The sequence below is a fragment of the Microbacterium sp. W1-4-2 genome (assembly GCF_058349885.2).
This window is the reverse complement of sequence record NZ_JBYRJC020000002.1, coordinates 74,942-87,099: the sequence shown is the minus strand read 5'-3', so window position 1 is coordinate 87,099 and position 12,158 is coordinate 74,942. Positions and strand designations below refer to the sequence as shown.

The window sequence follows — 12,158 nt, the reverse complement described above, 5'->3', positions numbered from 1 at the left end:
GGGATCGAGGGATGCCTCGGCTTCTGTGCAGGCGCACGGAATACGCTGGGAGACATGACTTCCGAGACCTCGCGCACGCGCGCGCCGCAGGTGCGCCCCCGCACCGAGGGCTGGACGCAGAAGAAGGATGCCGAGGGCCGGCCGCTCCTGCAGTTCGCCAGCCCCAAGCGCGGCAAGCCTCCGGTGCACCTCGCCGACCTCACGCACGAGCAGCGCATCGAGAAGGTGAAGGAACTCGGGCTGCCGGCCTTCCGCGCCGCGCAGCTCGAGAAGCACTTCTTCACGCACTTCACGCACGACCCCGCCGCCATGACCGACCTGCCCGCCGAGGGGCGCGAGCAGCTCGTCCACGGCCTGCTGCCGCCGCTTCTGACCGAGGTGCGGCGCCTGCAGACCGACGGCGGCGACACGATCAAGTTCCTGTGGAAGCTGCACGACGGCGCCCTCGTCGAGTCCGTGCTCATGCGCTACCCCGGCCGCATCACCCTGTGCGTGTCGAGCCAGGCCGGCTGCGGCATGAACTGCCCGTTCTGCGCCACCGGCCAGGCGGGCCTGACCCGCAACATGTCGGCGGCCGAGATCGTCGCGCAGGTCGTGCGCGCCAATCGGCTCATCGCCGACGGCGGTCTCGGCGACCCCAAGCGTGTCGGACACGAGGGCGAGCGCGTGTCGAACATCGTGTTCATGGGCATGGGCGAGCCGCTGGCCAACTACGCCCGCGTCATGCACGCGGTGCGCGTGATGACCGACAAGAAGCACGGCATCGGCATGAGCGCCCGCGGCATCACGGTGTCGACGGTGGGCCTGGTGCCGGCGATCCGCAAGCTGTCGAACGAAGACATCCCGGTCACGTTCGCCCTGTCGCTGCACGCGCCCGATGACGACCTGCGCGACGAGATGATCCCGATCAACTCGCGGTGGAAGGTCGACGAGGCCCTTGACGCCGCCCGCGAGTACTTCGAGAAGACCGGCCGCCGTGTCTCGATCGAGTACGCCTTGATCAAGGACATGAACGACCACGGCTGGCGCGCCGACCTGCTCGCGCAGAAGCTCAACGCCCGCGGCCGCGGCTGGGTGCACGTCAACCCGATCCCGCTGAACCCGACACCCGGCTCGGTGTGGACCGCGTCCGAGAAGCCCGTGCAGGACGAGTTCGTGCGCCGGCTCGAGGCCGCCGGCATCCCGACGACGATCCGCGACACCCGCGGCAAGGACATCGACGGCGCCTGCGGCCAGCTCGTGGCGACCGAGGCCGACCAGGAGGCGGCCGCGGCGACCCCGGTCGAGGTCTGAGCCGCACGCCGGCCGTACGCCGCTCACCGCGCTCACCGGCTGCGCCCACCTGGCGCCCAGGCGTGTCCGTCTAGCCTGGCACGATGTCGTATTCCGCCCATCGGCCTGGCCGTTTCGGCTCCGACGGCCGCATCGAACTCGACGGGACCGACGAGCAGGACGAGACCGAACCCCTCTACCTGAGTGACGTCCGCGCCGCGCAGGCCGGCGAGGCCGAGCCCGTCGACGACCCCTTCGCCGACCTCGACGAGTTCTTCTCGCCGCCGCCGACCCAGCCGACCGTGATCGTTCCGGCCGACCCCTCGGCCACCGCCACGACGCAGAAGGATGCCGCGGCCACCCCCGAAGCGCTGACCGCGCCGCTGCCCCCGGTCGAAGACGCCGCAGCCGCGGCATCCCACCCCCGACCGGCTCGGCGATCGCGCCGCGAACGCCCGCGTATGCCGTGGAGCCGCAAGCTCGCGGTGCTCGGCGGCGCCCAGGCCGACGTGCTCGCCGAGGTGCCGATCGAGACGCCGCGGTTCGTGCAGATGTTCTTCGTGCTCGCCGGCACCGCGCTCGTCTCGGCGCTGTCGATGTTCTTCGCCCTCGTCACCGGCGTGCGGATCGCCGCCTGGATCGCGGTGCCGCTGGCGCTGGTGTGGGCGCTCATCATCTTCAACCTCGACCGGTTCCTCACCTCGACGATGCACTCGACGCGCAACGTGTTCAAACTGCTGGGACTCGCGCTGCCGCGGGTGGTCATGGCGGCGATCATCGGCATCGTGGTCGCCGAGCCGCTCGTGCTGCAGGTGTTCCACAACGACATCGCCCGCGAGGTCACCTCGACGAACATCTCGCACGCGCTGGCGGACCAGAAGGGCGTGACCGACGGTCCGGAGAAGAAGGCGCTGGATGCCGCGACCAAGCGCGTCGGCGAACTCGAGAACCAGGCGGCCACCGGCATCGTCGCCGGCACGTCCGACAAGTCCGCGGCGTCGGTCGCCGCGCAGCAGACCGTCGACGACCTCAACAAGAAGCTCGACGCGCAGCAGAAGGTGATCGACCGGGCCCGCGCGCTCTACCAGTGCGAACTGACCGGCAAGGGCCAGGGCAGCGTGCCCGGCTGCACCGGCGTCGCCGGCAAGGGCGCGAGCTCGGGAGCGGCGAAGGACCAGCTCGCCGCCGCGCAGAGCTCCTACGACGCGCTGGCCGCGAAGCTGCGCGACGCGAACGCCTCGCTCGCGGCGGCCGACGCGTCCGGCACCGCCGCGGTCACGGCATCCGAGGCGCAGAACAAGAAGCAGGCGCAGGACCAGCTGCCCGCCGCGCGCCAGACGTACCAGACGGCGCTGGCCGCCTACGATGCCCGGGCCTCGTCGGTCGCGAGCGGCAACGCCGACGCGGTCGGCCTGCTCAGCCAGATCAGCGGCCTCGACCGGCTCTCACAGAAGGAGCCGACCCTCGCCTGGGCGCACTGGCTCATCGCGGCGCTGTTCTTCATGATCGAGCTGCTGCCGGTGCTCGTGAAGGTGATGACCAGTTACGGCGACCCGTCGCTGTACGAGCAGGCCGATGCGATGCGCCGCCAGGTCGCCCTCGACCGGGTCACCAGCACCACGTGGCACGAGCGGGCCGCGATCGCCGGCGGGGGCGGCATCTAGGTCATCGCCGTCATCGGAGGCCTCTCGGCGCGAGTAGCGTGAAGGCATGGTCGAATATCGCTACCTCGGCAACAGCGGACTCAAGGTCTCGGAGATCACGTACGGCAACTGGGTGACGCACGCGTCGCAGGTGGGCGATTCCGCCGCGATCGCCACCGTGCACGCGGCGCTGGATGCCGGCATCTCCACGTTCGACACCGCCGACACCTATGCGAACACCGCCGCAGAGGTCGTGCTCGGCAAGGCGCTGGCCGGCCGGCGCCGCGAGAGCCTCGAGATCTTCACGAAGGTCTACTGGCCGGTCGGGCCGAAGGGGCCGAACGACACGGGTCTGAGCCGCAAGCACATCCTCGAGGGCATCAACGGGTCGCTGCGCCGGCTCGGCGTGGACTACGTCGACCTGTACCAGGCGCACCGCTACGACTACGAGACGCCGCTGGAGGAGACGATGCAGGCCTTCGCCGACGTCGTCCGGCAGGGCAAGGCCCTCTACATCGGGGTGAGCGAGTGGACCGCCGAGCAGCTGCGCGACGCCGCCGCACTGGCCAAGGAGCTGCACGTGCCGTTCGTGTCGAACCAGCCGCAGTACTCGATGCTGTGGCGCGTGATCGAAGACAACGTCGTGCCCACAAGCGTTGAGCTCGGGCTGTCGCAGATCGTCTGGTCGCCGATGGCGCAGGGCGTGCTCAGCGGAAAGTACCTGCCCGGGCAGGCGGTGCCGGCCGGCTCCCGTGCGACCGACGAGAAGAGCGGCGCCCAGTTCATCAAGCGCTTCCTGCGCGACGACGTGCTCGCCGCCGTGCAGAACCTGAGGCCGATCGCTGCGGACCTCGGCCTGACGATGCCGCAGCTGGCCATCGCGTGGGTGCTGCAGAACCCGAACGTGGCGGCGGCCCTGGTCGGCGCCTCGCGCCCCGAGCAGATCGCGTCGAACGTCGCGGCCTCCGGCGTGAAGCTCGGCGACGACGTGATGGCCGCGATCGACGCGGCCCTGGGCGACGTCGTCGAGCGCGACCCGGCGAAGACGTACGAGGTCTCGCCGGCCTCGCGTCCGGCCTGACCCACGATGATCACGAGCGCGGGCCTGCTGCTGCACCGCCGCGCCGTGGACGGCGGACTCGAGGTGCTGATCGCGCACATGGGCGGCCCGTTCTGGACGCGCAAGGACGAGGCGGCCTGGTCGATCCCCAAGGGCGAGTTCGATCCCATGACCGAGCACGCGGTGGATGCCGCAGCCCGCGAGTTCCGCGAAGAGCTCGGCGTCGACCCGCCCGCCGGCCCCTACACGGAGCTGGGGACGTGGGCGTACTCGTCGGGCAAGCGGGTCACGGTGTTCACCGCCGACGGCGCCGGGTTCGCGGCATCCGTCTTCTCGTACGGCACGTTCGAGATGGAGTGGCCGCCGCGCTCGGGCCGGAGGGCGGCGTTCCCCGAGGTCGACCGCGCCGAATGGATGGCGGTGGATGCCGCGCGCCCGCGTCTCGTGAAGGGCCAGCGTCCCGCACTCGACGCGCTGGCGAACCGCGTGTAGCACGATGTCGGCGGTACATGGCAAGCTAAAAGGTCCGCGCCTCGGCGCGATCCCCTCTTGGAGTCGCTTGTGCTTGCGAAGATCCTGTCCCGCTATCTCAAAACCTACCGCTGGCTGCTGCTGGGCGTCCTCGTGTTTCAGTTCGCGTCGGCGATGGCGCAGCTGTACCTTCCCCGGCTGAACGCCGACATCATCGACCTCGGCGTCGCCAAGGGCGACACCGGCTACATCTGGTCGCACGGCGCCTTCATGCTGGTGATCTCGCTCGGCCAGATCGTGGCGTCCATCATCGCGACCTTCTTCGCCGCGCGCGCGGCGATGGCCGTCGGCCGCGACATCCGCCGCGACGTGTACGAGCGCGTCAGCGACTTCTCGGAGCGCGAGATCTCGGCCTTCGGGCCGGGGTCGCTGATCACCCGCAACACGAACGACGTGCAGCAGGTGCAGATGCTCGCGATGATGGGCGCGACGATGCTCGTCACGGCCCCGCTGCTGGCGATCGGCGGCATCATCATGGCGCTGCAGCAGAACGTCGGCCTGAGCTGGCTGATCGCCGTCTCGGTGCCCGCGCTGCTGATCCTGGCGATCATCGTCATCAGCCGCATGGTGCCGCTGTTCCGCCGCTATCAGTCCAAGCTCGACGCGGTCAACCGCATCATGCGCGAGCAGCTGACCGGCGTGCGCGTCGTGCGCGCGTTCGTGCGCGAGCGTATCGAAGAAGAGCGGTTCCGCGGGGCGAACACCGACATCATGATCGTCGGACGCAACGTCGGTTCGCTGTTCGTGCTGCTGTTCCCGCTGGCGATGCTCGTGCTGAACGTGACGGTGGTCGGCGTGATCTGGTTCGGCGGCATCGCCGTCAACGACGGGTCGGTGCAGATCGGCACGCTGTTCGCGTTCATGCAGTACGTCGGCCAGATCCTCATGGGCGTGCTGATGGCCAGCTTCATGACGATGATGATCCCGCGGGCGGCCGTCTCGGCCGAGCGCATCGGCGAGGTGCTCGACGCCGACACGTCGCTGGCCCGTCCCGCGAATCCGGTGCGCGAGTTCGCCCGCCCCGGCGCGATCGAGTTCGACGACGTCACGTTCGCATACCCCGGGGCCGAGGCGCCGGTGCTGCAGAACGTGTCGTTCCGTGCCGAGCCCGGTGAGACGGTTGCGATCGTCGGCTCGACGGGCGCGGGCAAGACGACGCTCGTCTCGCTCATCCCGCGCCTGTTCGACGTGACCGAGGGCGCTGTGCGCGTGGCCGGGGTCGACGTGCGCGAGGCCGATCTCGACGTGATGTGGAAGGGCATCGGCCTGGTGCCGCAGCGGCCGTTCCTGTTCACCGGCACGATCGCCTCGAACCTGCGGTTCGGGCGCGAAGAGGCCACCGACGCCGAGCTGTGGGAGGCTCTCGAGATCGCCCAGGCCCGCGACTTCGTCGCCGAGAAAGAGGGCGGCCTGGCCTCGCGCATCGCGCAGGGCGGCACGAACGTGTCGGGCGGGCAGCGCCAGCGGCTCGCGATCGCGCGGGCGATCGTGCACCAGCCGGAGGTCCTCGTCTTCGACGACTCGTTCTCGGCGTTGGACCTGTCCACCGACGCGCGGCTGAGACAGGCGCTGTGGAAGAGGATGCCGGGAGTGACCAAGATCGTCGTCGCCCAGCGGGTGTCGACCATCACCGATGCCGACCGCATCGTGGTGCTCGACGACGGGCGGGTGGTCGGCGTCGGCACGCACGACGACCTGCTGGTCACGTGCGACACCTATCGGGAGATCGTCGACTCGCAACTGGGGGTGCAGGCATGAGCGCGCCCGACATGCTGACCGAGGAAGAGCGCCTCGAACAGGAGCTCGCCGAACAGGCCCGCCTGAACGCCGACGACTGGAGCGGCGGCGTCGCGCCGGGCAAGGCCGCGAACTTCGGCAAGAGCTTCGGCCGGATGGTGGGGCTGCTGAAGCCCCATTGGGTCGGCTTCTCGCTGGTGTCGCTGGCCGGCGCGATCGGCGTCGTGCTGGCGGTGATCGCACCGAAGGTGCTCGGCCAGGCCACGAACATCATCTTCGGGGGCGTCCTCTCGCTGTCGCTGGCGCCGTTCTTCCCGGCCGGCGCCACCCAGGCGCAGGTCGTCGCGGGGCTGCGTCAGGGCGGCAAGGGCGACATCGCCAACATGGTCTCGGCGATGGAGGACTTCCGCGTGGGCGCGGGCGTCGACTTCGACCGCCTGCGCTGGGTCATCGTCGGCGTGCTGGTGATCTACGTGATCTCGGCGCTGCTGAGCTGGGTGCAGGGCTATGTGATCAACGTGATCATGGTCCGCACGATGTGGCGCCTGCGCGAAGACGTCGAGGCGAAGCTGAACCGGCTGCCGCTGTCGTACTTCGACAAGGTGCAGCGCGGCGAGCTGATCTCGCGGGTCACGAACGACATCGACAACATCACCCAGACGATGCAGCAGTCGCTGTCGGGGGCGCTCACCTCGGTGCTCACCGTGATCGGTGTGCTCGTGATGATGTTCTCGATCTCGTGGCAGCTGGCGCTGGTCGCCCTCGTGTCGCTGCCGCTGATGGCCGTGATCTTCGGCATCATCGGCCCGAAGTCGCAGAAGGCGTTCAGCATCCAGTGGCGCAAGGTCGGGCGCCTGAACGCCCGGGTCGAGGAGTCGTTCTCGGGTCACGCGCTCGTGCAGGTCTTCGGCCGTGAGCAGGACTCGCGCGCACAGTTCGCCAAAGACAACGACGACCTGTTCGAGGCATCCTTCAAAGCGCAGTTCCTGTCGGGCATCATCATGCCCGGCATGATGTTCATCGGCAGCCTGACCTACGTCGGCATCGCGGTGCTCGGCGGGCTCATGGTCGCCTCGGGCAACCTGCGGCTCGGCGATGTGCAGGCGTTCATCCAGTACTCGCAGCAGTTCACGCAGCCCCTGTCCGAGCTCGGCGGCATGGCCGCGGTCGTGCAGTCGGGCACCGCGTCGGCCGAGCGGGTGTTCGACCTGCTCGACGCCGACGAGCAGCAGCCCGACGCCCACGACGCGCCGGAGCTCACGCCCGGGCGCGGGGTCATCGAGTTCCAGAACGTCAGGTTCTCGTACGACCCGGAGCAGCCGCTGATCCGCGATCTGTCGTTCCGGGTGGATCCGGGGCAGACGGTCGCGATCGTGGGTCCGACGGGTGCCGGCAAGACGACGCTCGTGAACCTGCTCATGCGGTTCTACGAGCTGGACGACGGCCGTATCCTGCTCGACGGGCAGGACACCGCGCAGCTCACCCGCGACGACGTGCGTGCGCGCACGGGGATGGTGCTGCAGGACCCGTGGCTGTTCGCCGGCACGATCCGCGAGAACATCCGGTACGGGCGGCAGTCCGCCACCGACGACGAGATCGTGGATGCCGCGACCGCCACGCGCGTGGACCGCTTCGTCCATTCGCTGCCCGACGGGTACGACACCGTGCTCGACGAGGACGCATCGAACGTGTCGGCCGGCGAGAAGCAGCTGATCACGATCGCCCGGGCATTCGTGGCGCAGCCGCAGGTGCTGATCCTCGACGAGGCGACCAGCTCGGTCGACACCCGTACCGAGCTGCTGCTGCAGCACGCGATGGCCGCGCTGCGGCAGGGCCGCACGTCGTTCGTGATCGCGCACCGTCTGTCGACGATCCGCGACGCCGACCTCATCCTCGTGATGGAGCACGGCGACATCGTCGAGAAGGGCACGCACGACGAGCTGATCGCGGCCGAGGGTGCCTACTGGCGGCTGTACCAGTCGCAGTTCGAGCAGGCCGCCGCCGACCTCGATCTCGAAGAGACGGTCACGACCGCCACCGCGACCGTGCCGGTCGCCGCCGAGGAGGACGCCACGGCCTGACCAGCCCCTTCTTCTCGGCAGCGGTTGCCTCGAAGACGGCATTCAACGTCCGGTTCACACCGCATCGCGCCTTCCGGCGGTGCTGGTGGTGCTGGACACGGCCCGACTCACTCCTCGAGTCGTCGGTCGGCCCGCGACTCAGCCGCGCACGGCCGCCAGCGCGGCCGCGAACCGTCCCGCGCGCTTCTCGAGGTCGGCCCAGGCTCCGGCCTTGATGGACGCCGTGTTCGCCAGGTCGCTGCCCGCGCCGACCGCGACTGCGCCCGCGGCGAACCAGGCGGCCAGGTTGTCGGGGCTGACGCCGCCGGTCGGCATGAGCGGGGCATCGGGGAACGGGCCCCGCAGTGCGCCGAGGTACGAAGGCCCGCCCAGCGACGCCGGGAACACCTTCACCACGTCGACGCCCAGGCTCAGTGCGGCCATGACCTCGGTGGGGGTCAGCGCACCGGTCATCACGACGCGGCCCGTGCCGATCATCGCGCGGGTCAGGTCGGGGAGCGTCCCGGGGCTCACCAAGAACTCGGCACCGGCATCCGACGCCTCCAGCGCCTCGCTCACGGTTGTGACGGTCCCCGCGCCGATGCACACGGCGTCGCCGTGTCGGGAGACCAGCTCGCGGATCACTGCCGGCGCATCGGGGGTCGAATAGGTCACCTCGATGCCGGTCACGCCGCCGCGGATGATCGCCTCCGACGCGTCGAGGGCGAGGTCGGGGGACGGTGCTCGCAGGACGGCGAGCACTCCAGCGGCGCGGGTACGGGCGAGGCGATCGGACATGAGTACTCCTTCTCGGGCGACGGCCCCTCCATTGTGGCGCATTCCGGCAACCTGTAACTACAGGATGTCGTCGCCGGACACCGCGGCCGGGCGCCGTTCGGGGCTCAGAGTCGCACGCTGCCCGCCGGCGAGGGGGCACCGGCTGCGTCGATCAGGAGCAAGGACGCCCGGGAATGCTCTTCGTGCAGCTGGAACTCGAACCTCGATCGATCGCCTCGGTGGTATGCGATGAAGAACTCGATCGGGCGGCCGCTCGCATCGCGGCTCACGCTGCGCAGCCGCAGGAGCGCGGCCCCGGCGGTCACGCCGAGCTGTCGCGCCTGCTCGTGGGTCGCGACCGTGGCCTCGGCCGATCGGATGCCGTGGGTGGCGCGGATGCCGTGTTCGGCGAGCAGCCGGTACAGCGATCCCTCGCTCAGGTCCGCCCCGAAGGTGATGGCGCCGACCCAGTCCGGCATCCAGGTCGTCGACAGCGACCAGGCGTCGCCGTCCACGTACCGCAGCCGCTCCAAAGCGACAACGGGCGCGCCGATCGGCAGCTCCAGCGCCTCCGCGACGATCTCGTCGGCCTCGTCGCGCTCGTGTCGCATCACATCGCTGTGCACATGCCCGCCGCGGCGGTCGACCTCGTCGTACAGACCGACGAGCGTGTGCACGAGCGACTCGCTCGTGCGCGGGCGTGCGACGAACGTGCCCTTGCCCTTCACCCGCTCGACCAGTCCCTCGTGTTCGAGCTGGGCGAGGGCCTGCCGCACGACCGTGCGCGAGATGCCGTACTGTTCGCACATCCGCAGCTCGCCCGGCAGCGCGTCGCCGGGCTGCAGGCCGTCGCGCGCAATGGCGTCGATGATCAGCTGGCGCAGCTGGTCGTACATCGGCGCCGCGGAACGGCGGTCGATCGCGTCGATGAATCCGGTCATCTCAATACGCCACCCCAGCATGGAGGATGACGTTCGCATACGGGGTGAACTCGCCCGAGCGCACGAAGGCGCGGGCGCCATGGGTGAGCTTCTTGAACTCCGTGTGCGGGATGAGCTCGATGTCGATGCCGGGCAGACGGCGCCGCAGTTGCGCGAGCACCTCCGGACTCGCCTCGGCGACCTCGGCCGAGACGGTCGCGCCCTCCACGACCAGTTCGGCCAGCACGGTGTCGAGCACGTCGAAGAAGGCCGGGGCGCCGGGACGGTAGGCCAGATCGATCCGCTCCGAACCGGGCGGAATAGGCAGGCCCGCATCGGTGACGACGATGAGATCGGTGTGGCCGGTCTCGCTGATCACGCGGGAGAGCGCCGGGTTGATCGTCGTGGATGTCTTTCGCATCGGGATGCTCCTGTCAGACCCGGGACGCCAGCAGGGCGTCGATCTCGTCGCGGTGGGGAAGGCTCGGCGAGGCGCCTCGGCGGGTGACCGTCACGGCGCCGGCGGCGCTCGCGAGTCGCGTCGCATCGGCCAGGCTCCACCCGTCCGCGAGGGCGGCGCCGAGGTATCCCGCGTATGCGTCCCCGGCGGCGGTCGTATCCACGGGCTCGACGGGGATCGGCTCGATGATGGTGGTGCCCTCGGGCGTCACGACGCACGATCCGCGCTCGGCGAGGGTGATCACCGCGGCGCCCACCCCCTGGGCGAGGAACCACCGACCGGCCTGCTCGGCGGATGCGGCGTCGGTGACCTCGATGCCGCTGAGGATGGCGGCCTCGGTCTCGTTCGGCGTCACGATGTCGATGTTGCGCCACACGTCCGCGTCCAGGGGGGCGGCGGGAGCCGGATCGAGGATGACGGTCATGCCGTGCTGGCGACCGCGCGCGGTGATGTGACGGGTGAGGGCGGACGGCGTCTCGAGCTGGGTGAGCAGGACGCCGCTGGTCGGCGCCAGAGCGTCGAGTGCCGCATCGATCTGCTCGGTGCTCAGTGCCGCGTTCGCCAGGGGGACCACCACGATGTCGTTCTGGGCGGAGGCATCGACGCGGATGTGCGCGATGCCGGTCGGCCCGGGCACCGTGCGCAGATGGGCCAGATCGACACCCGCGGCCTCGAGCCCTTCGATGATGAGATCGTGGAAGAGGTCGTCGCCGACACAGCCGACGAAGCTTGTCCGGGCGCCGGCCAGGCCCGCCGCCACAGCCTGGTTCGCACCCTTGCCGCCGAGCAGGAGGGTGAACTGATCCCCGAGGATCGTCTCGCCGCGTGCCGGGAGCCGCTGTGAGAAGGTCGTCACATCAGCCGTGACGCTGCCGACGATGACGACGCCGGACCGGTCGCTCTGTGTGGTGGGCATGGAACTCCTCGATCGTCTTTGACACCGGCGGTCTGCTGTCATTACATTAGCGGCATTCAAACCTGTAACGACAGGTTTGCGAGAGGAGATCTCCGCATGATCGCGCCCCGCCTGTACGTGGACAGTGCCGACGTCGAGCGCGTCGGCGCACTGCTGGCGGCCGGCGTCGTCCACGGCGTGACGACCAACCCGACGATCCTCGAACGCGGCGGGTGCACCGCCGCCCAGATCCCGGACCTCTATGCGCGGTGGGTGTCGGAGGGGGCGCATGAGGTCTTCTTCCAGACCTGGGGAGGCGACGCCGCCTCGTACGTGCGCAACGCCGAAGGCATCCTCGGCCTCGGCGATCGCGTGGCCGTCAAGGTGCCGGCGACCCCCGACGGCTTCGCCGCCGCGGCTGAACTCGTGCGAGCGGGCGCGAACGTGCTCGTGACGGCGGTGTACTCCGTCGCCCAGGCCCTGGCCTGCGCGAGCATCGGCGTGCAGTACATCGCGGGCTACCTCGGGCGGTCCCGTGATGCCGGGCTGGACGGCGACCGGCTGCTCGCGCGCATGCAGCAGGTCTGCGAGGGCAGCGTCACGAACGTGCTCGCTGCGAGCCTGCGATCCGCCGACGACATCGTCGGGCTGCGCGAGACCGGGATCGCCTACTTCACCGCCGGCCCCGATGTGGTCGACGAGCTGCTGCGGCATCCGATCAGCGACTCGTCCGCCGCCGAGTTCGATGCCGCGATGGTGCGCCTGGGCGGCTGAACCCGCTCTCGGCGACCTGCGCGCCGCGC

Annotated in this window: 11 protein-coding genes; 7 read left to right on the top strand and 4 right to left on the bottom strand. The window is 69.9% G+C overall.

All coding sequences use genetic code 11. The features are described from left to right. The first annotated feature begins 54 nt into the window (after positions 1–54). From rlmN to AC3RX0_RS08185, 6 genes are all read left to right on the top strand, one after another. Positions 55–1,293, top strand: coding sequence for a dual-specificity RNA methyltransferase RlmN (gene rlmN, locus AC3RX0_RS08210; RefSeq protein WP_491505490.1), 1,239 nt, complete (start codon positions 55–57; stop codon positions 1,291–1,293). A gap of 83 nt (positions 1,294–1,376) precedes the next feature. Next, positions 1,377–2,936 carry a DUF4407 domain-containing protein gene (locus AC3RX0_RS08205; protein ID WP_491505489.1) on the top strand — a complete coding sequence of 520 codons (1,560 nt, stop codon included), beginning with the start codon at positions 1,377–1,379 and terminating at the stop codon, positions 2,934–2,936. A gap of 46 nt (positions 2,937–2,982) precedes the next feature. After that, a complete protein-coding gene (locus AC3RX0_RS08200; protein WP_491505488.1) occupies positions 2,983–3,996 on the top strand; it encodes an aldo/keto reductase family protein in 1,014 nt (337 codons plus the stop codon). Between the two features lie 6 nt (positions 3,997–4,002). Then, positions 4,003–4,467, top strand: coding sequence for an NUDIX hydrolase (locus tag AC3RX0_RS08195; protein WP_491505487.1), 465 nt, complete (start codon positions 4,003–4,005; stop codon positions 4,465–4,467). A 69-nt stretch (positions 4,468–4,536) separates the two neighbouring features. Beyond that, positions 4,537–6,264, top strand: coding sequence for an ABC transporter ATP-binding protein (locus AC3RX0_RS08190; RefSeq protein ID WP_491505486.1), 1,728 nt, complete (start codon positions 4,537–4,539; stop codon positions 6,262–6,264). Next, positions 6,261–8,324 (top strand): ABC transporter ATP-binding protein, encoded by a 2,064-nt coding sequence (locus tag AC3RX0_RS08185; RefSeq protein ID WP_491505485.1) that lies wholly within the window; start codon positions 6,261–6,263, stop codon positions 8,322–8,324. Before AC3RX0_RS08190 ends, AC3RX0_RS08185 begins: the two co-directional genes overlap by 4 nt. Positions 8,325–8,462: 138 nt before the next feature. Here AC3RX0_RS08185 and AC3RX0_RS08180 read toward each other — a convergent pair whose 3' ends face one another. The 4 genes from AC3RX0_RS08180 to AC3RX0_RS08165 all read right to left on the bottom strand — a co-directional run bounded on the left by AC3RX0_RS08180 (position 8,463) and on the right by AC3RX0_RS08165 (position 11,376). Then, complete coding sequence (locus AC3RX0_RS08180) at positions 8,463–9,101, bottom strand: bifunctional 4-hydroxy-2-oxoglutarate aldolase/2-dehydro-3-deoxy-phosphogluconate aldolase (protein WP_491505484.1); 639 nt, start codon at positions 9,099–9,101, stop codon at positions 8,463–8,465. A gap of 104 nt (positions 9,102–9,205) precedes the next feature. Next, positions 9,206–10,021: a GntR family transcriptional regulator gene (locus tag AC3RX0_RS08175; protein ID WP_491505483.1), complete on the bottom strand. Its 816-nt coding sequence runs from the start codon at positions 10,019–10,021 to the stop codon at positions 9,206–9,208. A gap of 1 nt (position 10,022) precedes the next feature. Beyond that, complete coding sequence (rbsD, locus tag AC3RX0_RS08170; protein ID WP_491505482.1) at positions 10,023–10,421, bottom strand: D-ribose pyranase; 399 nt, start codon at positions 10,419–10,421, stop codon at positions 10,023–10,025. A gap of 13 nt (positions 10,422–10,434) precedes the next feature. Continuing rightward, on the bottom strand, positions 10,435–11,376 hold the full coding sequence (locus AC3RX0_RS08165) for a ribokinase (RefSeq protein ID WP_491505481.1): 942 nt from the start codon (positions 11,374–11,376) through the stop codon (positions 10,435–10,437). Positions 11,377–11,472: 96 nt separating this feature from the next. Between AC3RX0_RS08165 and AC3RX0_RS08160 the strand changes: the two genes are divergently transcribed. Beyond that, positions 11,473–12,129, top strand: a complete 657-nt coding sequence (locus AC3RX0_RS08160) for a transaldolase family protein (RefSeq protein ID WP_491505480.1) — start codon at positions 11,473–11,475, stop codon at positions 12,127–12,129. The last annotated feature ends 29 nt before the right edge of the window (positions 12,130–12,158 follow it).